Below are 24,640 nucleotides of genomic sequence, written 5' to 3' on the forward strand. Positions count from 1 at the left end.
CCGCACGGTTCGTTCACATGGTCAGTATTCGCGCGCCTTCGGCGGGATGTCGACGATATGCACCGGTTGCCAGGCGACATCGCCGGCGGCGTCGGTCATCGAATGCGCCAGGAAGCGTTCGTCGTCGCGTTCGGGGAAGTCCAGACGCCTGAGCGAACCGCGCGATTCGTGGCGGGCGTCGGATGCGTGCAGCAGCGCCTCGGCGAGCGTGAGCAGGTGGCGCACCTCCCAGATGGCCGTGACCTCCTGGTTGAACGCGGCGGTCTTGTCATGCGCCCCGAGGGCCGTGGCTCGCGGCCTGATGTCAGTGTCCAGCCGTTCGACCGCTTCGGCGATGGTCGCCTCGCTGCAGCGTACGGCGAGGGCGCGTTCCATCACCGTGCCGAGCGTGGCCATGAGCGCGTAAGGGTTGTCGGCGGCGCCGGTTCCGTCCGCGCCATCCCCGTTCTCCGGGGCGTCCGCCGGTCCCGCGAGCAGTGCGTCGAGGTCGTCCTTGCGGGCCTTCGCCGCGTCGTCGCCGGCGGCGGCGAGCGTTTCGTCCGACGCGGCCACGTCCGAATCGTCCGCGGCCATCGGATTGGCCACCGGACCTTCGGCGATGCGCGCGGCCATCGTACGGCCGGCGCGCGTGCCGAACAGGCAGGCGTCGAGCAGCGAGTTGCCGCCCAGACGGTTCGCGCCGTGCACGGACACGCACGAGCATTCGCCGGCGGCGAACAGGCCGTCGACCACGTGGCGTCCGCCCTCGGACCAGCGGTAGACCTCGCCGTCGGTGGTGACCGGGATGCCGCCCATCGTGTAGTGGGCGGTCGGCTTGATCGGCACGAGACTCTTGGACGGATCGATGTTCGCGTACTTCTCGATGGTCTCGACGACCTGCGGCAGCACGGCGCGCATGTGGTCCGGGTCGATGCCGGTCATGTCCAGCCACACGCAGTCCTTCGGACCGTCCGGATCCTTCGGGTCGGCGACGCCGCGTCCGGCGTCGATCTCCGCCATGATGGAGCGGGAGACCACGTCTCGGGCGGCGAGGTCCGCGTGTCCCGGCGCGTAGCGTTCCATGAACGCCTCGCCGTCCGCGTTCCTCAGGACGCCGCCCTCGGCGCGCGCCGCCTCGGACAGGAGGATGCCCGTGTGCGCCAGGCCGGTGGGGTGGAACTGCACGAACTCGACGTCCTCCAGTTGCAGGCCGGCCGCGAGCGCGAGGGCCATGCCGTCGCCGGTCAGGTCCCACGAGTTGGAGGTGGTGTGGAACAGCCGTCCCGCGCCGCCGGTGGCGATGAGCACGTTGCGCGCGTGCACGGCGTGCACGACGCCCGCGTGCGTGTCGAACGCGACGACGCCGGCCGCACGGGTCCCGTCATCGGCGAGGACCAGGTCGGTCACGTACCATTCCTCGGCGAATTCGACGCCTTCGGCCACGCACTGCTGCCAGAGCGTGTGCAGGATCTGGTGGCCGATGCGGTCGGCCGCGTATGCGGCGCGTTTGACCGGCGCGCCGCCGAATTCGCGCGTGTGACCGCCGAAGCGGCGTTGCGCGATATGCCCGCCCTCGGTGCGGGAGAACGCCACGCCCTGGCGTTCCAGGTTGATGACCGTCTCGGGCGCGTATTGCGCGAGCAGCTGGGCCGCGTCCTGGTCGACGAGCCAGTCGCCGCCCTTGACGGTGTCGTAGTAGTGCCAATGCCAGTCGTCGGATTCGATGTTGCCGAGCGAGGCGGCGATGCCGCCTTCGGCCGATCCGGTATGCGAACGCAACGGCTGGAGCTTCGAGACCACGAGGATCCTCGGTTCGATACCGTTCGCCTTCAGCTCCGCGATTCCGGGGGAGCGGAGCAAACCCAACGCCGCGGACAGGCCGGCCGCTCCGGCGCCGACGATCACCGCATCATACATGTCTTCCAACTGCTTCGGACTCATACCCCTCATTGTTCCATAAGGGCGGACCGGGCCGGGCGCGCGAATGCAAAGACCCTTGACGAACGGTGGATAACCGTCCGCCTGTCCACACGCCGTCCACAACACGCCGGGAGGGGTGGGGTCGGGTACACATTTCGCGCTCCGATTGCCGGCGGGACGCCGCGGCCGCACAGTGGTCCCATGGACACCACAACGACGACGGTGACGCCGGAGACCATGACGTCCGGCATGCTGCCCTCTGTCCCCGACCTTGACGCCGCGGCGGGGCCGTTCGCGGACGGGGCGCTGCCCGCCCGCGCGCTGGGAGCGGCCGGCGAGGACTATGCGGCCGCCTGGCTGCGCTCCCGCGGCTGGACGGTCATCGACCGCAACTGGCGGTCGAGGTACGGCGAGATCGACATCGTGGCGCTCGCCCCGGAACGCCGCATCGTGTTCGTCGAGGTGAAGACGCGGCGGACCATGCGGCACGGGACGCCGCAGGAGGCGGTCACCCCCACCAAGCAGGCGAATCTGCGCCGTGCCGGCGTGCAATGGCTGCTCGCGCCGGAGCATCGCGTCGCGCATGCGGGCGTGCGGTTCGACGTCGTCGCCGTGACGGTGCACGACGGCCGCCCATGCATTCACCACATTCCGGGGGCGTTCTGATGGCCATCGGCAACGCGCTGTCCGTGGGGCTCATCGGATTGAAGGCGTTTGTCATCACCATGCAGGCGTTCATCAGTCCCGGTCTGCCGTACTTCTCCATCATCGGCCTGCCGGACGCCTCCCTGTCCGAGGCGCGCGAACGCGTGAAATCGGCGTGCCAGGCGGCCGGCTTCCGCTGGCCGGAGACTCGGGTGACGGTGAACCTGTCGCCGGCGTCCCTGCCGAAACGCGGCTCCTCCCACGACCTGGCCATCGCGGCCGCCGTGCTCAGCGCCGCCGGAGCCATCCCGCACGACTGCCTCATCGACACCGTGGTGATGGGCGAGGTGAACCTCGACGGCACGGTCCTGCCGATCAACGGCGTGCTGCCCATCCTCCTGCACGCGCAGGAGCGCGGCGTACGCCGCGTGATCCTGCCGGCCGGCAACATGGACGAGGCGAACCTCATCGGCGGCGTCGACGTGCGCGGCGTCCGCCACGTGGGCGAGCTCATCGAGCTCATGGGCGGGGACGCCGACTACCGGGCGCCGCAGGAGCCGGACGGCAGGCGCCCTGCCATGCCCGTGGACGTCCAGACGCCGCCTCCGCAGGGCGATATGAGCGAAGTGGTGGGGCAGGAGCATGCGAAATGGGCGTTGGAGATGGCGGCCGCGGGAGGGCACCACCTCATCATGGTGGGACCGCCCGGCTCCGGCAAGACGATGCTGGCCTCGCGCATGCCGTCGGTCATGTGCCCGCTGACGCGCGAGGAACAGCTGGAGGTGGCGTCCATACGCTCCCTGTGCGGCACCCTGCCCGAGTACGGCATCACGGGCACGCCGCCGTTCGAGGCGCCTCACCACACGTCATCCACCGCGGCGCTCGTGGGCGGCGGCGCCGGCCTCGCGCAGCCGGGCGCCATCACGCGAGCGCACCGCGGCGTGCTGTTCCTCGACGAGGCCCCCGAATTCTCCTCACGCGCCCTCCAGACGCTGCGCGAACCGCTGGAATCCGGATACGTGTCCCTGTCCCGGGCGAAGGGCACCACCTACTATCCCGCATCGTTCCAACTGATCATGGCCGCGAACGCATGCCCGTGCGGATTCTCGTACGGCACCGGCGAACGATGCACCTGCACGCAGCAGGAGCGCCGTCGGTACTTCGCGAGGCTCTCCGGACCGATTCTCGACAGGGTGGACATCCAGATCGAAGTGCCGCCCGTCTCACGCATCATCCGCGACGAGGACGTGCTCGAACCCCGGGAATCCAGCGAGACGATCCGCGCGCGCGTGATCGCCGCACGGCACGCCGCCGTCTCCCGGTATGCGGCCCATGGCTGGACCTGCAACGCGCAGGCGTCCGGTTCATGGATGCGGGCGAACATGTCCGCCAAAGCGCTCGAACCCGTCAACCGCGCATTGGAGACCGAACGGCTCAGCCTGCGCGGCGCCGACCGGGCCATGCGCCTGGCATGGACGCTCGCCGACCTGGCCGGCATGGACTCGCCCGGCCGCGAGGAGACCGGACAGGGCATCGCATTGCGCACCAAGCTCATCTGACAAGGAGACCGCTCATGAACGCCGTCACGCATACGGTGGCGAACACCGTGACGAACACGGACGCCCATCCCCGCCCGGACGCCACGCCGCACCCCGGACCCGACAGGAACGCGCTGGCCCGCGCCGCGCTCACCTTCTGCCTGGACGGCGCCGACGCGCTGATGTACGCCGCCGTCAAAGGCGCCGGCGACGCCGCGACCGTACTGGAACTGCTTATCGCCTCACGCGACGGCACAGCCGGAGCCGGAACCGCGCAGAACAGGCTCGAACACCTGTTCGCGCTCGGCTTGGCGCGATGGGGACGCAAGGTGACCGCCCGGGGCATGGGCGTATTCCGTGACGCCGCCGGGGAATGGCGCTCACGCCTCGACCGGCTGCCCACCTTAGATTGGGAGACGCTCGACGGCTGGTTCACCATGGACGGAACCCAATGGATCATCACCCCCGGAACCCCGATGTGGCCGAATCAGCTGCAGGATCTGTCCACGCGCAAGGACTGGGCGTCGCCCCTGTGCCTGTGGGGCATGGGGGACGCGCGGGCGCTCACCAGCTGCGGCAAGCCGCTGGCCGTGGTCGGCTCCCGCGGCGCCACCGACTACGGCAGAGGCGTGGCGCGGGAGACCGCGGCGCTCGCCGCCGGACAGGGGCATCTCGTGGTATCCGGCGGCGCGCTGGGCGCGGACGCCGCGGCGCATTGGGGAGCCCTGTCCGCATGGGAGCATGCGGGCACGGGCGGCGCGGGAAGGACCGTGGCCGTGTTCGCCGGCGGGCTCAACCATGTGGGACCACCCTCGAACCATCGCCTGTTCGAGGCGATCGTGGCCCACGGCGGCGCATTGATCAGCGAACTATGCCCCGGCACGGTCCCCGAGGCGAGACGGTTCCTCCTGCGCAACCGGATCATCGCCGCGCTCGCCGACCAGGTGGTGGTGACCCAGGCGCGGCTGCGGTCCGGCGCACTCAACACGGCCGGCTGGGCGTGCGACCTGGGCCGTGGCGTGATCGCCGTGCCCGGGGACATCACCATGCCGCACAACGCCGGATGCAACCAGCTCATCGCCGAAGGCAAGGCGACGATTCTCGCCTCCACCGGCGAGATCGCCGAACTCATGCATCCGGGGCACCGGCCGTGCATCCCGGACGACCATGACGGGAACGACGGCCAGGCCGTCGTCGGGGCGATCCGCGCATGCGCGCGACGGCATGCGCCCGCGACCGCGGACACGCTGCTGGAGATCCTCAACCGCAGTCCCGGACCACTGTCATGGACCATGCCGAGACTCATGGGACGGCTGGGGGAGTTGGAGATGGACGACGCCATAGCCCGTCGTGGCGGAGCCATACGGCTCATCGAAACCACACCGGAACAGGCGTCGGGAACCGTGAAACAGACGTCACGGGAACGTCTCGCGCCGTCGATGAGGGCAGGAGCCGGACCCTACGGCGAAACGATGGAAGCACCGGCGGAGGACGAACACGTCAAGGGAGTCGAGGGACGGGTGCCGGACGCCTAGCCGGAAAGGCCCGTCACGGACGTCACGCCTCCCAACGGCAGCGGGCGAGGTCCACGCGCCAGCCGTCCGCGCCGGCGGCCTCGCCGTCGGACGGAGGAACGAACACGACGCCCTCCTCCTCGAGCAGCGTGCGCTGCGCGTCCGGTCCGCCGAACGCGAACCCGGGCGCGAGCGAGCCGTCGCGAAACACGACCCGATGGCAGGGGATCACGCCCGGCTCGGGGTTCGCATGCAGCGCGAACCCGACGAACCGGGCGTTGCGCGGCGCGCCCGCCAATGCGGCCACCTGCCCGTAGGTGGCGACTTTGCCCCGCGGGATGCGCCGCACCACCTCATACACGCGGGCGTTGAACGGCTTGTCCACTACGTCGTCCTGCATCATGACATCATCTCGTCGACGGGAATCAGTCGTCGGCGGCGACCAGCGAGGTGAGGTCCTTCAGGTCGAGCTCGAAGCTCACGCCACGTTCCTCGTAGTGCGGCTGGTTCCTGGTGTGGCCCATTGCATGCCGCACGAACTCGCCGGCGATGCGCGCCGACTCGGCGAGCCCGCGGCCCGCCATCACCGCGCCGCACAGGGCCGAGGCGAACGCGTCGCCCGTGCCGTGGATCATGTACGGCAGTTTGGCGTGCGCGATCTCCGTCTTCGCATTCACGCCCACGGAGGCCGAGACGACGTAGTTGCGGATCAGCCCGTCGCCGCGGTCGATGCCCTTCAACACCACGTTCCTCGCGCCGAGGTCCAGCAGCGCGCCGAGCAGCCCGTCGACCGCTGCATCGTCGAGGTTCCGGCCCGGATAGTCGTGTCCGGTGAGGATGGCCGCTTCGGTGAGGTTCGGCATGAGCACGTCCGCGCCGTCCGCCAGGGCTCCCATCGCCTCGCACAGTTCGGGCGTGTACGTGGGGTACAGTTCGCCGCCGTCGCCCATGACCGGATCGACCAGACGCAACGCACGCGGGTATTCGGCGTACAGGCGCTGGATGATCGCCACTTGATCAGGAGAGCCGAGGAACCCGGAGTAGACGCCGTCGAGCTCCACGTCCTCCGCGCGCCACGCATCGAGATATCCGGGGAGGATGTCGGTCGTGTCATGGAACGTGAACGTCTCGTACTTCGTATGCGCGGAGAACAGGGCCGTCGGCACCGGGCACACGTCGCATCCCGCTGCGGACAGGATCGGGATCGCCGCGGTCAGCGAGCATTTGCCGTAGCCGCACATGTCGTGCACGGCGGCCACGCGCGGAATGTAGTCCGGATCACGGTCGTACAGGGTCACGTCACTCATCACAGGACTCCAATCATGCGTCTCGGGGGAAGTCGTCGTATGGGACACGACTGTAGCCGCACGGTGGGCGTGGCAATGATGCCATGCACGGCGTGTCGCGGTCGTCCGGCCGCTTTTTTCGACGGCCGCCGCACGCCGCGACGTCAATGATGCCAAGGCTTGATAAGACCCTATAGGCAAGCCCGATAACGTCGGGCTTGCGGCGAGCGTGCCCACGGTCGTACCTTCATAACCAACACCTCGCCAACCGCCGAACACGGCAGGCGGGTGGCGAAGAAACAAGACCTCGCGACCAACCAGCAAGGAGCACACATCATGGCCGAGAAGAACAAGAACTACCGTTTCGAGACGCTGCAGCTGCACGTGGGACAGGAGCAGGCCGACCCGGCCACCGACTCCCGCGCCGTGCCGATCTACGCGACCACCTCCTACGTCTTCCACAACTTCGACCACGCCGAGGCCCGCTTCGGGCTGGCCGACCCGGGCAACATCTACGGCCGTCTGACCAACTCCACCCAGGGCGTGTTCGAGGACCGCATCGCCGCCCTCGAAGGCGGCACCGCCGGCCTGGCGGTCGCCTCCGGCGCAGCGGCCGTCGAATACGCGGTGCGCAACATCACCCAGTCCGGCGACCACATCGTCGCCGCGAAGAACATCTACGGCGGCACCTTCAACCTGCTGCGCCACACCCTGCCGCGCGACGGCATCACCACCACCTTCGTCTCCGCCGAGAACCCGCAGGAGTTCGAGGAGGCCATCCAGGAGAACACCAAGCTCGTCTACTTCGAGACCTTCGGCAACCCGAACGCCGACCTGCCGGACTTCGAGGCCATCTCCGAGATCGCCCACAAGCACAACCTCCCGGTGATCGTCGACAACACGTTCGCCACCCCGTACCTGTTCCGCCCGCTCGAGCACGGCGCCGACGTGGTGGTCGAATCCGCCACCAAGTTCATCGGAGGCCACGGCACCACCCTGGGCGGCGTCATCGTCGAAGGCGGCAACTTCGACTGGAACGCAGTGCCCGGCAAGTTCCCGACCCTCACCGAGCCGGATCCGTCCTACCACGGCCTCAACTTCTACGAGGCCCTCGGCGGCGCCGCGTTCGTCACCCGCATCCGCGCCATCCTGCTGCGCGACACCGGCGCGACCCTGTCCCCGTTCGCCGCGTTCCTCCTGCTGCAGGGCACCGAGACCCTGTCCCTGCGCGTCGAGCGCCACGTCGAGAACGCGCTGAAGGTCGTCGAATACCTGCAGACCGTGCCGGAGGTCGAATCCGTCTCCCACCCGTCCATCGAAGGCCGTCCGGACCACGAGCTGTACAAGAAGTACTTCCCGAAGGGCGCCGGCTCCATCTTCACCTTCGACATCAAGGGTGGCAAGGACGCGGCCCGCGTCTTCATCGACAACCTGCACCTGTTCAGCCTGCTGGCCAACGTGGCCGACGCCAAGTCCCTCGTCATCCACCCGGCCTCCACCACGCACTCCCAGGAGACGCTGGAGGAGCTCGAGGACCAGGGCATCCACCAGGGCACCATCCGCCTGTCCATCGGTACCGAGAACATCGAGGACATCCTCGACGACCTCAAGGGCGGCTTCGAGGCCGTCCGCGCCTCCGGCCTGGCCAAGTGAGACGGCGGCCGCAAGGCCGCGAGGGAACGCCGTGATGCGTCCGGCCCGTCGAAGGGGCGTCGTCCGCCGGTGACGACGTGACGGGACGGCCGCATCGGACGGTCCCATATGCAAAGGAAGGGGAAGGCTCCGGGCTCAGGCCCGAACGGGCGATGCCCGCACCGACGTCATGAGGTGCGGGCATCGCCCGTTTTCGCGTATCGAGCCATGCCTCCCCGCATCGACATGACCCTAAGGAGACGCCCCTAATCCCCGGGGATGAGACGGCCTCCAGCCGCCGCCCCGCATTCAGCCCCGCGCACGATGGAGCCCGCGCGGCGGACGTCATAGCGTGGAACCATACGCCGGGCAACGTGCCCGGACCGATATGGAGAGACACGATATGAACGACATGAACCCCGCCATCCAGGCGATCGGACTGGTCAAGGACTACGGCAGCGGCGATGGCGTCGTGCACGCGCTGCGCAACGTGGACGTCGCCTTCGAACAAGGGCGGTTCACCGCCATCATGGGGCCCTCCGGCTCCGGCAAATCCACGCTGATGCACACGCTCGCCGGACTCGACTCGGCCACCTCGGGCCGCATCGTCTTCGAAGGCCGCGACCTGACCCGCATGAACGACAGGCAGCTCACCCTGCTGCGCCGCGACCGGATCGGCTTCATCTTTCAAAGCTTCAACCTGCTGCCCATGTTCACCGCCGAACAGAACATCCTCATGCCGCTGACGCTCGCCGGCGCCAAGCCGGACCGGCGCTGGTTCCGGACGCTCGTCGAAACGCTCGGCCTCGAACGCCGGCTCGGCCACCGACCCACCGAGCTGTCCGGCGGCCAGCAGCAGCGCGTCGCCATCGCCCGAGCCCTCATCACCAAGCCGAAGCTCGTGTTCGCCGACGAGCCCACCGGCAACCTCGACTCCGTCTCCAGCGCCGAGGTGCTCGGCTTCCTGCGCCGCTCCGTCGACGAGCTCGGCCAGACCATCATCATGGTCACGCACGACGCGGTCGCCGCCTCCTACGCGGATCGCGCCATCGTCTTCGCCGACGGGCGCATCGTCGCCGACGAGACGCATCCCACCGCCGAACGCATGAACGCGCTGCTCATGGCCGAACGCGCGAAGGCCGCGCGCGAGGCCGCCGAGCCCCTTGACAGGCCCGCCCACCGCGACGGCGCTCGCCACGCGCGGTGACGAAGGAAGGAGAGGAAGCCACATCATGCTGTCACTGACCTTCAGACTCATGCGCAAAAGCATGCGCATGCTCATCCCGGCCGGCATCGCCATCCTCATCGGCACCGCGTTCATCGCATCCACGTTCCTGTTCTCCAACGCGATGACCGCCTCCCTGGCCCGGCAGACCACGGCCCAGTTCGGCGAGGCGAACTACACGGTCACGCCATCGACCGACGGCCTCGACGACAAGGCCCTGGAAACCGTGTACACGCGCACCGTCGACGACTTCCACATCGACCGCATGCGCGCCACCGAAGGCGTGGACGGCGTCCGCATCGCCGCCGTGACCCCCGTGACCGTCACCCACGGCGACAAGAACGCGAACATCCAGGCCATCGCCACCACCGACGTGCGCGGCATGCTGCCAATCAGCGTCACCGACGGCGAACAGCCGGCCGACAACGGCGAGATCGCGCTGCCGGAGAATGCCGCGAAGCAGCTCGGCGTGACGATCGGGGACACCGTGACCATCGATTCCGCGGCGGCGCAGGCCGTACGTGCGGGAACGGTGTCGTCGTCCGATGCGTCGTCCGATGCGTCCGGCTCGTCCGACGGCGCCACGACCGTGCGCGTGGTCGGACTCACCGCCGACCCCGACGGCGCCTACCCGTACACCGGCGGCGCCGCCATCCTCTCCGACGCGGAGCTCGCCGCCATGTCCGGCGCCGACGACTTCGGCTCGATGAACGTCACCGGCGTCTACCTGCATGTCGCGGACGGTTCGGACAAGGCCGCCGAGGCCACCCTCGCACGCATCAGGACGCTCCTGCCCAAGCACTACACGGTCCAATCGCGAGCCGAGGCGGCCGCGGAATCCGTCAAGGGCCTGAGCAAGAGCGGCACCGACATCACCACCACGTTCCTGCTGAGCTTCGGCGTGCTCGCGATGCTCGTCGCCGCGCTCGTCATCGCCAACACCTTCCAGGTGCTCGTCGCCCAACGACGCCGCACGCTCGCCCTGCTGCGCACCATCGGCGCGCGCAAGGGCCAGCTGTACGCCTCCGTGCTGCTCGAGGCGGGAATCCTCGGTCTGGTCGCCTCCGCGGCCGGCGTGCTCCTCGGCATCGGCCTCATGGCCGCGGTGGGCGCCACCGGCCTCATGCGCGAAGCCGGCGTCCACGGGGTGATCATGAGCTGGCAGGCGGCCGTCGTGCCGATCCTCTTCGGCGTCGTGATGACCGTCATCGCCTCGCTCGGTTCGGCCCGCTCCGCCACCGCCGTCACCCCGCTCGAGGCGCTGCGCCCGATCGAACTGACCGACACGCGTCGCGCCGGAACCGTGCGCGCCGTCCTGTCCATCCTGCTGCTGGCCGGAGGGCTCGCGCTGTGCGCGTTCGGCGCATGGCAGATCCACGGGCTCAACGCCGGGCGCGACACGCTCGCCAAGGACCATTACGGCACGGTGCTGCTCGCCGCGATCGGCGGGTGCGCGCTCGTGTTCCTCGCACTCGTGCTGTCCGCCGTGTTCTGGCTGCCGGTGCTGATGCGCGGCGTCGGCGCGCTCGCCGCCCTGACCGGTCCGAGCGCGAAGGTCGCGCACGCCAACATCCAGAAGAACCCGCGGCGTGTGGCCGCGACCGGTGCCGCGCTCCTCATCGGCGTCACGCTCGTCTCCGCCATCGCGACCGGCGCGGCCAGCGCCAAGCAGACCATGGCCGGCGCTATCGCCACCCGCTACAGCGTCGACATGGTGGCGACCGGAACGGACATGACCGGCGAGCAGGTGCGCAAGGCCGAGCACGTCGACGGCGTGACCGCGGCGCTCTCCGCGCCCACCGCCATGGTCTCCATGAAGACGGCCGGCGGCGAGGAGACCGCCGTGCTGCTCGTCGGCGTGAAGGACGCGGCCGCGTTGGGGAAGGTCATGCACGCCGACCTGAGCGGCGTGTCCATCGACGACGGCTCCGTGCTGATGCCCCGATACTCGTCGTACGGCAGGGAGCTGCGGTTCGGCAAGGGCGGGGTCGCGTTCAAGGGTGACGGCTCCGGAACGCTCACGCTCACGCCGGAACAGGTCGACTACCGCAGGGTGAGCGCGAACTACGAGGTCGTCGCGTTCGTCTCGTCGAAGCATTTCGATGATGGCTCCCTCAAGGCCGACGGGCGCATGCTGCTCATGGCCGTGGATGCGGACGCCCCCGGCACGTCCCTGAGCGGCACGTTCTCCGCCGTGCAGGCAGCGTTCTCCGGCAACGCCGGCGTGACCGTGTCCGGTCCGATCGCCGAACGCGTGCAATGGGAGACGATCATCGACGCGATGATGGCCCTGCTCGTCGGGCTCATCGCCGTGGCCGTGCTCATCGCGCTCATCGGCGTGGCCAACACGCTCAGCCTGTCCGTCATCGAACGCACGCGCGAATCCGCCACGCTGCGCGCCATCGGCATGACCCGCGGCCAGCTGCGGCTCTCGCTCGCGGTGGAGGCGTTGCTGCTGTCGCTCGTCTCCGGCGTGGCCGGCGTGCTCATCGGCACCGGGTTCGGCTGGCTCGGCTCATACATGGTGTTCAGCCTGTACGGCACGGTCGTGTTCCCGCTCGAATGGGGCGTGAACGGCACGGTGCTCGCCGTCGCCGCCGCGGCCGCGCTGCTCGCCAGCGTCGCACCCGCCCGGCGCGCGGTCAGGACCCCGCCGGTCGAGGCGTTGGCCGAGGCGTGACGCCGTGGACGACGCCGGACGCGAGGAGCCTTCCCGCTTGGGGAAGGCTCCTCGCGTATTTCCGCGGCGCCCCGTCCGCGCCCCGTCCGCGGCGCGGCCGATGCACGTCACGCCGACACGGCTCAGACGAGTCGGTTGTCATAGGCGAAGACCACGGCCTGCACGCGGTCGCGGGCGTGGATCTTCGCGAGGATATGCGCCACATGGGTCTTCACGGTGGGCAAGCTGATGAAAAGCTTGTCCGCAATCTCCTGGTTGCTCAGGCCGTGCGCGATCTCGACGAGGACCTCGCGCTCGCGGTCGGTGAGCAGCTCCAGTTCCGGGTCCGTGTAGACGGGGGATTCGGGCGCGGCGCCGGTATCCGCGTTCGAGTTCGCGGTGCCGCCGCTCCCGTAGCCGTCGCGCACCATCTTCTCGATGAGCCGTTTCGTGGCGGACGGCGCGATGATCGCGTTGCCCTGGGCGATGGTGCGGATGGACGCCAACAGCGTCTCCGGCTCCGTGTCCTTGAGCAGGAATCCGGACGCCCCCGCGTTGATGGCGGACATCACATATTCGTCCAGGTCGAACGTGGTCAGGATGATCACATGCACGGCGTCCCCTCCGGCCGCGGTGATGCGGCGCGTGGCCTCGATGCCGTCCATGCCGGGCATGCGCACGTCCATCAGCACCACATCCGGATGCAGCCGTCCGGCCAGCGCCACGGCCTGTCCTCCCTCGCCGGCCTGGCCGACCACGGCCATATCCGGCTGGGAGCCGATGACCATGGCGAAGCCGGCCCTCACCAGCTCCTGATCGTCGGCGATGACCACGCGAATCCTCTCGTTCTCACCCATACCGACCAACCATACCCGGTCATCGCCGGTCATCGGTGGGAACGAAACCCTGATTCCTCCCTGAATCGTCGCCGTCCGGGGCGCGGGACCCTGCGATCTGCTCGTCCAACGGCACCGCGGGGGAGAGCGGCGCCTTCGTTCCTTCTCCTGCGTGCGTCCCGTCACTGAACCCGGTCTCGCGCAGCGTGGCGAGCAGTCCGCGCATATGCGCCAGCGCCCCGCGTCCCTGCGAGGCGATGCCGGCGAACGAGGCGACGATGCGCTCCGGCGAGGGACGTGGATCGCCGGCGAGCATCGCAAGCCCCTCATCGGCGCGGGCGGACACCGCATCCAGCGTCGCGGCGACCTCCGCGCGCATGGCCACGGCGATGCGCTCCCTCTCCATGTTCGCCGCAAGCACCTTCTGACGTGACTCCTCGGCGCGCAGCGCCTCCTCGCGCTGACGCAGCACCAGCACATCCGAATCGCTTGAACGTCGCCATTCGGCCATAGCCATGCACGCGAGGCATGTCAGCAGCATCATGCCGCCGGCCACCAGGGAGGTGGGCAGCCAGGCCGGCGGGATGCCGTACGCGAGCTCCGTCAACGCGTCGGATATGGTGCGGTACCCGTTCCATCCGGCCGCGACCTTGACGCCGAACAACCAGGAATCGGCCAGCACCGCCGCCAGCACCCAATGGGCGGCGCCGTCGCGGCCGTAGAGCACCGCGGCATGCACGGAGGCCAGCGCGAACACGCTCACCGTGAGGATGTCGGGCGCCGTCAACAGCTCCACGGCGCACAGAACCGCCATCGTCGCCGCCGCGGCTTCCGGGAACCTGCGGCGCAGCGCGTACGGCAGGAGGAACACGGCCGTCAGCATCGTCGCCAGCGCGCGACGCGCCGCCAGCGGTGCGAACCCCGTCGCGTACAGGCCGGTGTCATGGAAGGTGACGGTACGTAGCAGCAGAAGGAACATGACGGCGGTCGCCACATCCATCAGCAGATAATGCCGTTGCGTCCATCGCGACGCGCGGCCGATCCATCCCATCCGCGGACCAGCGCCGGTCGCGAAGGGATCCCCTTCGGCGACGCCGGAAGGACGCCACAGCGTTGACAGCCGCACGAGCATTCGCGGCATGGAAGCGGGGCTCCGTCCCTCTCGCGCCGTCCGCCGCGACGGCGCCAGCGGCACGGTCGCATCCACGACGAACCCGCCGTCCGCTCCGGGAGCGGCATCCACATGGCCGCCCACGGCGGCGATGCGCTCACGCATGCCCACCAGACCGTAGCCGGGCGTATGCCCGTCCGCGGCGGCCGCCGCCCCGACGCCGTCGTCGCGGACGACGATCCGCAACGCGTCCGGTCCCCACGTCTCCTCGAGCGTCACGTGGGCGCCCTCTCCCGCATGCCTGCGCACGTTGGACAACGCCTCCTGCACGAGACGGAACACGGCGGCGTCCGCATCGGGGGAGAGCCGCTCCGGACGGACGTCCCCATCCACCCGCCGCGGGACCGGAGGGCGCCCGTCGAGCAGCACCGGGATGTCGGCGTACCCGGTGCCGGCCGACCCGCCGAACACGTCGAACAGACGGTCCATGTCACGCCGCGCATGTTCGGCCTCGCGCCGGATCGTCCCCATCGTGTGTTCCGCCACCGCCGCGTCATGCGCGCCCGCGTACCGTCCGCCGTCCGCCTGCACGATGATCGTCGACAACGTGTGCGCCACCACGTCATGCATGTCGCGCGCGATGCGCGCCCGCTCCGCCAGCGCGGCGATGCGCTTCTCGTCCTCCTCGCGGGCGGCGATCGCCGCGTTGCGCTCACGCATGGCCTCCGCGACGGACCGGCGCGCCCGCTGCCACAACGCCATGACGGTCACGCTCGCCACGCACGCCCACACGCACGACAGGATGATGCCCGCATCCGCGGCCGTCTTGCCCAGACAGACGCCCGACGGCCGCCATCCGCCGCCCACGGCGCACACCGGCAGCGAATCGACCGTCGGCGACCAGGACGACCACGACTCGGACAGCAACGGCGAGCCGCCGAACGCAGGGCCCATGTCGAAAGTCACGGCCCATATCACGGCGACGGCGACGCCCATGATCACGCCCGTCGCCACGAACCTGAACGTATGCGCCGGATTCCCGTACACCAGCGCCGAATACAGCATGAGCAACGCGTAGACATCCGCATACGTCGCCACCGGGCCCAGCAGCAGATGGGCCACGCACCAGGCGACGAACATCCACGCCGCCGGCTCCGGACGCCAACGCCGCATCGCCAACGGCACCACGGACGCCACCGTCCACAGGTATGTCGCATCAGCCGTCACCGGCAGCAGCAGCCCCGGATTCGTCGCCTCGTCGGTGGATCCCACCAGCGGGAAGCACACGGCGACCAACACCACCGCCAGCAGCGCATCCACCGCCAGCACATGCGCGCGGACCCACGCCGCGAACCCACCCGTCCGAACAACCATGGCACCAAGGCTACCGTCGGAACAAGGGAACGCCATCATGCCCGAGAACGAGAACGGGGAGGCAGGAACACGGTCGTGCGCCGCGTGCGGGTACAGTGGGCGGTGGAACGCGCCGACACAGCGGACGGACGAACGGACGAAAGGGAGCCACCCATGACGCTGCTGAACGAATACTACGTGCCCGGACTGCACATCGAGGACCGGTCCATCGACGTGCCGCTCGACTGGACCGGCCACGAACCCGGACGCGGATTCGACGGCGCCGCCATCAAGCTCTTCTACCGCGTGGTCACCACGCCCGAACACGTGCACGACGACCTGCCGCTGCTCGTCTTCCTCCAGGGAGGACCCGGCGGCGCCGGCCCCCGCCTGCTGAGCCCGCAGTCGGACGGCTGGATCGAGGAGGCGACGAAGCACTTCCGCGTCATCCTGCCCGACCAGCGCGGCACCGGACGCTCCGGCCGCATCGACACGCACACCATGGCGCGCATCGCCGCCGCGCACGAGGACGACGCGCAGGCGGCGGCGCGCGCCCAGGCAGACCACCTCAAGCATTTCCTCGCCGACTCCATCGTGCGCGACTTCGAACACCTGCGCCGCACCGAATTCGGCGGACGCCACTGGACGACGCTCGGCCAGAGCTACGGCGGGTTCCTCACCCTCACCTACCTGTCCCTGTATCCGGAAGGCCTCGACGCCAGCTTCACCACCGGCGGCATCCCGCACGTGCCCGCCGACGCCACCGAGGTCTACGAACACACGTTCCCGCGCATGGCGGCGAAGACCCGCCGGTTCTACGAACGCTACCCGCAGGACGCCGAACGCATGGCCGCGCTCGCCGACCGCCTGCCGTCCGCGAAGGAGGTGTCCGAATTCGTGGACGGCCTCACCGGCGGCGTGCTCGACCCGATGGGGGGAAGCCCCATCGAACGCCGTCTCGGCGTGATCGCCGGCATGGAGGCGCATGGCTTCCCGCTGCTGCCCAACGGCGACCCGCTGACCGTGGAACGGCTCCAATGCCTCGGCTCCGACTTCGGCATGAAGCCCAGCTTCGAACGCGTCCACTGGATCCTTGACGACGCGTTCCTCGGCGGCGACGGTTCGACGCCGTCCGCCGGCGAGGATGCGCCGCTGACCGACGAGTTCCTCGCCAAGGTGATGAATGCCACCTCCTCCCGTCCGCTCTACTGGCCGCTGCAGGAGTTCATCTACGCGAACGGCGAGCTCGACGAGCCGATCCGCTGGGCGGCGCAGCGCGTGCGCGACCGCCGCCCCGAATTCGGCGTGGGGGAGCGGCCGCTCCTCTTCACCGGCGAGGCGATGTTCCCCTGGATGTTCGAGCAGGAGGCCGCGCTGCGGCCGTTCAGGGCGGCGATGGACGTGCTCATGGAGGACATGCGCTTCGGCGTCATCTACGACGAGGAACGGCTCGCGGGCAACGAGGTGCCCCTGCAGGCGGCCGTCTACTTCGACGACATGTACGTGGATTCGGGCCTCCAGCTCGACACGCTGTCCCGCGTGGGCAACAGCCATTACTGGGTGACCAACGAGTTTGAGCACGACGGCCTGCATGGGTCGGCCGTGTTCCGGCACCTGTGGCGCGAGGCATTGGACCGCGGCGACCTCGAGCGGCTGTTCTGAGCCGCGACCGGACGGATTCTCCGCCCACGGCGGGCCGGAACCGTCCGACACCGTCCCGACACTCGTCCGGAACAATCGGGCGGCACAATCGACGACATGCGAACCGGCGCGTGGCAGGGACCCCGCGCCCAGACGGAAAGGAACCCATATGACGGACATCGCCGATCTCACCATCGGATTCATCGGATACGGCAACATGGCGCAGGCCATCGCCGAAGGCCTCGTCGACGCCGGCGTCGTGAACGGCGGGCGCATCGTCGCCTGCGCCGCCCACTACGACAAGCTGGAGAGGAACGCCGCCAAGCTCGGCGTGCGGCCGCTGCGCACCCCGCTCGAGGTGGCCGCCGCGGCCGACGTGGTCGTCGTCGCGATCAAGCCGTACCAGATCGAGGCGGTCGTGGGGCCGCTGGCGGAGGAGCTCGCCCGTCCGGGCAGGTTCGTCGTGTCCATCGCGGCCGGCTGGGACCTCGCGAAATACCGGGAGCTGTTTGCGGGCGCCGCGAAGGACGGCGCCGGTTCGGCCGGTGACGCCGCCGCGCCTGACGTGCACCTCCAGTGCACGATTCCGAACACGCCGATGGCCGTCGGCAAGGGCGTGCTCGTCACCGAGACGGACAGCACGCTGAGCGAGGAGGAGACGGAGACCTTCAAGGCGCTCTTCTCGCCGATCAGCCTCATCGAACGCGTCGACGCCGCGCACATGGGCATCGCCATGACCGTGGCCGGCTGCGCGCCCGCGTTCACCGACATGTACATCGAGGCGCTCGGCGACGCCGGCGTCAGGTACGGGCTGCAGCGCGACACCGCCTACCGTCTCGCCGCGAAGATGGTCGAGGGCGTCGGCGCGCTCTACATGGCGACGGGCATGCATCCGGGCGCCATGAAGGACGCCGTCTGCTCGCCCGGCGGCACCACCATCCGCGGCGTCGCCCAGCTCGAGAAGGACGGGTTCCGCGGCGTGGTCATCGACGCGGTCGACGCCGTCGTGGGGTGAGGTGACGGTGCGTGCGTGAGGTGGCGACGCCTCGCGATGGCGATGACGCCTCACGCGGGCGGGACGACGTGCGTGCTCACATGCGCGGTCCCGCCTGCGCCCGTGGTCACTGCTGCAGCTGCTGCACGATGCCGGACGAGGTGACCTGCTGTTCGATGCGGTCGTACGTCTGGGACAGGATCATGTTGCCCGGCACCGTGGCGATGAGGAACGTGAGCACCGCGGCGATGACCGAGACGAGCACCCCCTTGACGATCTTCGCGACGATCTTGAACACGATGACCGCGACGACCGCGCCGACGGCGACGGTCAGCACGGTCTTCGCCGCGTCCGGCAGACCCTCGTACCATACGGCGACGCGTTCCAGCGTGGACAGGTCCACATTCGACCAGTCGATGTCCGCGATGATGCCTTTCATAAGACCCCCGTTCATGTGAGATGCGGCCGGTATGCCGAACGGCATGCGGCCGGTATGCCGCGCCCCATCATACCGGCGCCGGCCGCGCGCCGCCTGGGAGGCGGCCGAATGCCCACCATACGTACGATTCAAGGCCGTGGTTGGTGTGCCCGCGTGTATTATCGTGCGGTATGAGTGAGACCGAACCCAAGTTCCGCTACAACGCCGCTTTGGCGCAGGACATCGAAAACAAATGGCAGAAGAAGTGGGATGACGAAGGCACGTTCTGGGCCGCCAACGTCTCCGGCGACCTGAAGGACGGCAAGGGCCGCAACGCCGAGGGACGCCCCTCCTACTTCGCGATGGACATGTTCCCCTACCCGTCCGGCAAGGGCCTGCACGTCGGCCACCCGCTCGGCTACCTCGCCTCCGACGTCGTCTCCCGCTACCACCGCATGAAGGGCGAGAACGTGCTGCACGCCATGGGCTACGACGCGTTCGGCCTGCCGGCCGAGCAGTACGCCGTCCAGACCGGTCAGCACCCGCGCGTTACCACCGAGCAGAACATCGCCAACATGTCCCGCCAGCTGCACCGCATGGGCCTGAGCTTCGACAACCGCCGTACGTTCGCCACCATCGACCCCGGCTACGTGCGCTGGACCCAGTGGATCTTCTCCCGCATCTACGACTCCTGGTACGACGAGGACGCCACGAACCCGTCCGGCACGAAGGGCTCCGCCCGTCCTATCTTGGAGCTCATCGCCAAATTCGAATCCGGCGAGAAGGCCATCCCGGGCCACGAGTCCGACGGCAAGGCGTGGAGCGACCTCTCGCAAGCCGAGCAGCAGGACATCCTCAACGACTTCCGTCTCGCCTACATCTCCAAGTCCCCGGTCAACTGGTGCCCGGGCCTGGGCACCGTGCTCGCCAACGAGGAGGTCACCGCCGAAGGCAAGTCCGAGCGCGGCAACTTCCCGGTCTTCCAGCGTGAGCTGCGCCAGTGGTCGATGCGCATCACCAAGTACGGCCACCGCCTCATCGAGGACCTCGACGGCATCGACTGGCCGGAGAAGGTCAAGCTCATGCAGCGCAACTGGATCGGCGAAAGCCACGGCGCCTCCGTGCACTTCGCGGTCGAGACCCCGAACGGCACGCGCGACATGGAGATCTACACCACCCGTCCCGACACCCTGTTCGGCACCACCTTCGCCGTCGTCTCCCCGGAGCACCACCTGCTCGAGGATGTGCCCGCCGCATGGCCGGCCGAGACTCCGGAAGATTGGAAGGGCGGCTACGCCACCCCGGTCGAGGCCGTCAAGGCGTACCGTCTCGCCGCCGAATCGAAGACCGCGAAGGACCGCGTCGACGAGGCCGGCGAGAAGACCGGCCTGTTCACCGGCCTGTACGCCGTCAACCCGATCACCGGCGCGAAGCTGCCGCTGTTCACCGCCGACTACGTTCTCATGGACTACGGCACCGGCGCCATCATGGCCGTGCCGGGCGGCGACCAGCGCGATTACGACTTCGCCGTGAAGTTCGGTCTGCCGGTCATCTACACCGTCAAGCCGTTGCCCGAATCCGGCGACGACCTCGCGAACTACGAGGGCAAGGCGCCGTTCGTCTCCCACGACGGCATCGTCATCAACTCCTCCGTCGAAGCCACCAAGGCCAAGGGCGACGCGCTCTCCCTCGACGGCCTGCGCGTCGACGACGCGATCGCCAAGGTCAACGAATGGCTCGAATCCGCCGGCGTCGGCAAGGGCACCGTCTCCTACCGTCTGCGCGACTGGCTGTTCTCCCGCCAGCGTTACTGGGGCGAACCGTTCCCGATCGTCTACGGCGAGGACGGCACCCCGCATCTGCTGCCGGACTCCGCGCTGCCGATCAACCTGCCCGACGTGCCCGACTACCAGCCGCGCACCTTCGACCCGATGGACGCCGAATCCAACCCGGAGGCGCCGCTCTCGCGCAACGAGGATTGGGTGAAGGTCACGCTCGACCTCGGCGACGGACCGAAGACCTACTACCGCGACACCAACACGATGCCGAACTGGGCCGGCTCCTGCTGGTACTACATGCGCTACATCGACCCGACCGACACGGCCCACATGGTCGAGAAGGACGAGTTCGACTACTGGATGGGCCCGAAGCACAACAAGTACTCGGGCGCCGAAGGCGGCGTGGACCTGTACATCGGCGGCGTCGAGCACGCGGTGCTCCACCTGCTGTACTCCCGCTTCTGGCACAAGATCCTCTTCGACCTTGGCTACGTGGATTCGGCCGAGCCGTTCCACAAGCTGTTCAACCAGGGCATGATCCAGGCGTACGCCTACACCGACGACCGCGGCCAGTACGTGCCGGCCGACGAGGTCGTGGAAGGCCCGGCGGGCGCCGACGGCGAACCCACGTTCACGTGGCACGGCGAACACGCCAACCGCGAGTTCGGCAAGATGGGCAAGAGCCTCAAGAACATCATCACCCCGGACTACATGTACGAGAACTACGGCGCGGACACGTTCCGCCTGTACGAGATGAGCATGGGCCCGCTCGACGAGTCCCGCCCGTGGAACACGCGCAACGTGGTCGGCGGCATGCGCTTCCTGCAGCGCTTGTGGCGCAACGTCATCGACGAGGAGACCGGCGAGGCCCACGTCTCCGAGGAGACCCCGGACGTGAAGACCCTGAAGCTCCTCAACAACACGATCGCCGAGGTGACCGTGGAGATGGAGAACATGCGTCCGAACACGGCCATCGCCAAGCTCATCGTGCTCAACAACCACCTGACCTCCCTCAAGACCGTGCCGCGCGCCGCCGTCGAGCCGCTGATCCTCATGCTCGCCCCGATTGCGCCGCACATCTGCGAGGAGATGTGGCAGCGCCTCGGCCATGCCGAGTCCCTGTCCGCCGCGCCGTGGCCGGTCGCCGACGACAAGTACGTCGGCCAGGACACCGTCACCGCGGTCGTGCAGATCAAGGGCAAGGTGCGCGCCAAGCTCGAGGTCTCCCCGGACATCGACCCGGCCGAGCTCGAGAAGCTCGCGCTCGAGGCCGTCGCCGCCCGCCTTGGCGGCAAGGAGCCGCGCAAGGTCATCGTCAAGGCGCCGAAGATCGTCTCGATCGTTCCCGCCGAGTAAGCGGACACGGACCGTCGCGTCTCCGGGAATCCTCGTCCGGCGTAAGCGCCGGACGAGGATGTGAAGATTTCCGTGGGGTCGCGTACACAACGGTCCGATCCGCTGGCCAGGACGTCCATGTCTCCCTCACCGTGGAGACATGGACGTCTTTCGTATCATGCCGCCTGTGCCGCCGCCTCCGATGTCCGCGGCACCTCCGATGCCGCCGGATTCGCCGGTGCCTGAGCCTGCCGATCCGCCTTGGCCGCTGACGCAGGCCGACGTCGTCGGCGATGATGGTCCGTGCGACGTTTCCGCCGGCGAGGTCGCCGTCGATGCCGTCGACGAGGCCGTGCGGGAGCGGACGACGGGCGTGCGGCTTGCGGCGCTCGGCGAGCTGTCCGGCGTGCGTGCCGGCGATCTGGACCCCGATTTCGACGCGCGCGCCCGTCACGGCAGGCCGCGCATGCGGTTCGGTGGCCGGCACGCGCTCATCGCCGTGCTCGCCATGGTGGCCTGCACCTGCATGAGTCTTACCCTGCTCGTACGCCAATCCATGAACCATGCCGCCGTGTCCGCCGCACGTTCCGCCACGGTGGAACAGCGGGACGGGAGCGCCGCGGCGGCCGACGGGGAGGGGGCCGACGCGTCGGATCTCCCGCAGTCGGAAACCCAAGGGACGGACGAATCCGCGGACGGTGGTACGGACGGCGGCGTGGCACAGATGCCGACGACACCGCAGGACACGCGACTCGACCTCAACACCGCCACCCTCGACCAACTGGACGCCATCAGCGGCATCGGACCGGTCACCGCACAGAGGATCCTCGACTACCGAGCCTCCATCGGACGGTTCACCAGCGTCGACCAACTGCTCGACGTGCCGGGCATCGGCGTCAAGACGTTGGAGAAGATACGGCCGGAGGTGCGCGTATGACACGCATCGTGACCGACATAGGCCGACAGGGGCGTTCCGGGCGTTCCAGACGTTCCGGGCGGGCCGCACGACGTGAGCGCATCGAACGCGGCGGCGACGACCGGCGCCTCCTGCCCGTCGCCCTCGCCCTCTGGGGCTCATGCCTCGGCACGCATCTCCTGTTCGACGCGGGCATGGCCATGATGGACGGTGGCGCGGGTCGGGACGACGGATCCACAGGCGTAACGAACTCCTGGGCGCTGTCCGTCGCCCTGCTCACCATCATCGCCGTCGCCGCCCTGTGGCAGGTCGGACGCGTCTGCGCACGCAACGGGACGGGACGCGTCCTCATCATCGTCTGCGTGGCGGCGGCACTGCTCGGCGCGAACGCTGCATGGTGCGCGGACGTGACGGCATGGTCCGACCCCGCCGCCGCTGCGGTACGCGACGGCGCAGCGTACGCCGCCGTCGAAGGCACGGCGCTCGGCGGCGCGCAGGCATCCTCAAACAGGAACGTCGACTGTCAAACCGACTTGCGCCTGCGCACGTTTTCGGACGGCTCCGTCATCCAACCATCGACGGCGACCGTACGACTGTTCGCCTCCGGACACGCCTGCACGCATCTGCGCCGCGGCGCCGCATACCAGGCCCAAGGCACGCTTTCCCAAGCCGAAATCGGCGCGGTCCGACTTTGGCTCGTCACGGAGGACGGCAACGTGCCGCAACGGATACGGGACCAACCCAAATACGAGCAATGGCGGGAACGAATCCAGGAAGCCTTCCTCGACGCGACCGAAGGACTTTCCGAGCAAGGACGCATCCTGGTCCCCGGACTCACCATGGGATTCCTCGGCCAGGACCGCCTGACCGAGGAATCATCCGGCGTCGCGTCTATCGACGACACCTACGCGCGCCGTCTGGAGGACCGGTTCCGCACGGCCGGCATCATGCACCTCATGGCCGTCTCCGGCGGACACTTCGCCGTCATCGCCGGACTGATACGACGCATCGGCGCATGGCTGCTGGCCGACAGGCGCGTCATCGCGCTCGCCACCATGGGGGCGAGCGCGATGCTCGCCGCGCTCATGGCGCCCGGAGACAGCGTGGGCCGCGCGCTCGTCATGGGATGGGTCAGCGCCGCGGCGATGTTCCTCGGCAGGCGACCGCAGGCGTTGAGCGCGCTGAACGTCACCGCGATCGGCATGCTGCTGACGAAGCCGGCGCTGGCGTACAGCTACGGGTTCGCCCTGTCCTGCGCGGCGGTGCTCGGCATCATCCTCATGGCGCGCGGCATCGCCGGCGTGCTCGCCCGGCTCCTGCCCGACGCGCTCGCGGACATGACCGCCATGACCGTGGCCGCGCAACTGGCCACACTGCCCATACAGGTGCTCATGGAACCGAGCCTGCCCGTATGGTCCGTGCCCGCGAATCTGCTCACCGCGCCGGTGGTGACGTTCGCCACGTTGGCCGGACTGGCCGGACTGGCCGTGGCATGGGCGAGCCCGTCCGCGGGCGCCGCATGCGCGTGGGTGGCGTCATGGGGCACGCAGGTGATGGAACGCGTGGCCATGTGGCTGGGCTCGGGGGAGCAGGCCACGATTCCGTGGGCCGGCGGCGTGGGCGGTGCCATGCTGCTGCTTGCGGTGGAGGGGAGTCTGATTGCGGCGGTGCTGACGGTGCGGAGGCGCCTCGGGCTGGGGCGGGACGCGGCACACGGGATGCACGCGCTGCCGGGGGAGCGGTTCGGCCGGAATCCACGGAACCGCATCCGCATATGGTGGGCCGACACGGTAGGGATGATGGAACGGTGGAACCGGGGAGATGCGTGATGCCGGGGACCGGCCTTCACGCGTCGGCAAA

17 protein-coding genes are annotated in these 24,640 nt (G+C 69.0%); 11 read left to right on the forward strand and 6 right to left on the reverse strand.

Features of this window, described 5'->3' with window-relative positions; translation table 11 throughout:
- Window positions 1–21: 21 nt before the first annotated feature.
- Window positions 22–1,920, reverse strand: coding sequence for an FAD-binding protein (locus tag JS531_RS07905; RefSeq protein WP_214314849.1), 1,899 nt, complete (start codon window positions 1,918–1,920; stop codon window positions 22–24).
- A 216-nt stretch (window positions 1,921–2,136) separates the two neighbouring features.
- Here JS531_RS07905 and JS531_RS07910 point away from each other — a divergent pair, with 216 nt between their 5' ends.
- From JS531_RS07910 to JS531_RS07920, 3 genes are all read left to right on the forward strand, one after another.
- Window positions 2,137–2,565 (forward strand): YraN family protein, encoded by a 429-nt coding sequence (locus JS531_RS07910; RefSeq protein WP_214314982.1) that lies wholly within the window; start codon window positions 2,137–2,139, stop codon window positions 2,563–2,565.
- On the forward strand, window positions 2,565–4,103 hold the full coding sequence (locus JS531_RS07915; protein WP_214314850.1) for a YifB family Mg chelatase-like AAA ATPase: 1,539 nt from the start codon (window positions 2,565–2,567) through the stop codon (window positions 4,101–4,103). The genes JS531_RS07910 and JS531_RS07915 overlap by 1 nt, the downstream gene beginning before the upstream one ends.
- Window positions 4,104–4,264: 161 nt before the next feature.
- Window positions 4,265–5,617 (forward strand): DNA-processing protein DprA, encoded by a 1,353-nt coding sequence (locus JS531_RS07920; RefSeq protein ID WP_240542122.1) that lies wholly within the window; start codon window positions 4,265–4,267, stop codon window positions 5,615–5,617.
- Window positions 5,618–5,639: 22 nt separating this feature from the next.
- On the opposite strand, the gene JS531_RS07925 is transcribed toward JS531_RS07920, so the two are convergent.
- Together JS531_RS07925 and JS531_RS07930 are read right to left on the reverse strand one after the other, a co-directional pair.
- The gene (locus JS531_RS07925) at window positions 5,640–5,999 is read right to left on the reverse strand and encodes an MGMT family protein (protein WP_240542110.1); all 360 of its coding nucleotides are present in this window, start codon (window positions 5,997–5,999) and stop codon (window positions 5,640–5,642) included.
- Between the two features lie 22 nt (window positions 6,000–6,021).
- Complete coding sequence (locus tag JS531_RS07930; protein WP_214314854.1) at window positions 6,022–6,903, reverse strand: bifunctional hydroxymethylpyrimidine kinase/phosphomethylpyrimidine kinase; 882 nt, start codon at window positions 6,901–6,903, stop codon at window positions 6,022–6,024.
- A 315-nt stretch (window positions 6,904–7,218) separates the two neighbouring features.
- On the opposite strand from JS531_RS07930, the gene JS531_RS07935 reads away from it, so the two are divergent.
- The 3 genes from JS531_RS07935 (at window position 7,219) to JS531_RS07945 (ending at window position 12,419) form a co-directional block, all read left to right on the forward strand.
- Window positions 7,219–8,535 (forward strand): O-acetylhomoserine aminocarboxypropyltransferase/cysteine synthase family protein, encoded by a 1,317-nt coding sequence (locus JS531_RS07935; protein ID WP_214314856.1) that lies wholly within the window; start codon window positions 7,219–7,221, stop codon window positions 8,533–8,535.
- 382 nt (window positions 8,536–8,917) lie between these two features.
- Window positions 8,918–9,721, forward strand: coding sequence for an ABC transporter ATP-binding protein (locus JS531_RS07940; protein WP_240542111.1), 804 nt, complete (start codon window positions 8,918–8,920; stop codon window positions 9,719–9,721).
- A 25-nt stretch (window positions 9,722–9,746) separates the two neighbouring features.
- On the forward strand, window positions 9,747–12,419 hold the full coding sequence (locus JS531_RS07945; RefSeq protein ID WP_214314860.1) for an FtsX-like permease family protein: 2,673 nt from the start codon (window positions 9,747–9,749) through the stop codon (window positions 12,417–12,419).
- A 122-nt stretch (window positions 12,420–12,541) separates the two neighbouring features.
- Here the strand turns inward: JS531_RS07945 and JS531_RS07950 are convergent, their stop codons facing one another.
- Window positions 12,542–13,255: a response regulator transcription factor gene (locus tag JS531_RS07950; protein WP_214314862.1), complete on the reverse strand. Its 714-nt coding sequence runs from the start codon at window positions 13,253–13,255 to the stop codon at window positions 12,542–12,544.
- Between the two features lie 19 nt (window positions 13,256–13,274).
- Window positions 13,275–15,719, reverse strand: coding sequence for a histidine kinase (locus JS531_RS07955; RefSeq protein WP_214314864.1), 2,445 nt, complete (start codon window positions 15,717–15,719; stop codon window positions 13,275–13,277).
- A gap of 153 nt (window positions 15,720–15,872) precedes the next feature.
- Between JS531_RS07955 and JS531_RS07960 the strand changes: the two genes are divergently transcribed.
- Entirely contained in the window at window positions 15,873–17,360 is a 1,488-nt protein-coding gene (locus tag JS531_RS07960; RefSeq protein WP_214314866.1) for an alpha/beta fold hydrolase, read from the forward strand.
- 148 nt (window positions 17,361–17,508) lie between these two features.
- Entirely contained in the window at window positions 17,509–18,354 is an 846-nt protein-coding gene (gene proC, locus JS531_RS07965; RefSeq protein ID WP_214314868.1) for a pyrroline-5-carboxylate reductase, read from the forward strand.
- A 106-nt stretch (window positions 18,355–18,460) separates the two neighbouring features.
- Here the strand turns inward: proC and JS531_RS07970 are convergent, their stop codons facing one another.
- Window positions 18,461–18,772, reverse strand: coding sequence for a hypothetical protein (locus JS531_RS07970; protein ID WP_214314870.1), 312 nt, complete (start codon window positions 18,770–18,772; stop codon window positions 18,461–18,463).
- A 170-nt stretch (window positions 18,773–18,942) separates the two neighbouring features.
- On the opposite strand from JS531_RS07970, the gene leuS reads away from it, so the two are divergent.
- The 3 genes from leuS to JS531_RS07985 all read left to right on the forward strand — a co-directional run bounded on the left by leuS (window position 18,943) and on the right by JS531_RS07985 (window position 24,609).
- The gene (gene leuS / locus JS531_RS07975; protein ID WP_214314872.1) at window positions 18,943–21,885 is read left to right on the forward strand and encodes a leucine--tRNA ligase; all 2,943 of its coding nucleotides are present in this window, start codon (window positions 18,943–18,945) and stop codon (window positions 21,883–21,885) included.
- 217 nt (window positions 21,886–22,102) lie between these two features.
- Window positions 22,103–22,801: a helix-hairpin-helix domain-containing protein gene (locus JS531_RS11320; protein ID WP_214314874.1), complete on the forward strand. Its 699-nt coding sequence runs from the start codon at window positions 22,103–22,105 to the stop codon at window positions 22,799–22,801.
- The gene (locus JS531_RS07985; RefSeq protein ID WP_214314876.1) at window positions 22,798–24,609 is read left to right on the forward strand and encodes a ComEC/Rec2 family competence protein; all 1,812 of its coding nucleotides are present in this window, start codon (window positions 22,798–22,800) and stop codon (window positions 24,607–24,609) included. Before JS531_RS11320 ends, JS531_RS07985 begins: the two co-directional genes overlap by 4 nt.
- The last annotated feature ends 31 nt before the right edge of the window (window positions 24,610–24,640 follow it).

This window comes from Bifidobacterium sp. CP2 (assembly GCF_018555635.1).
In the GTDB taxonomy this organism is placed as follows: Bacteria; Actinomycetota; Actinomycetes; order Actinomycetales; family Bifidobacteriaceae; genus Bifidobacterium; species Bifidobacterium saguinibicoloris.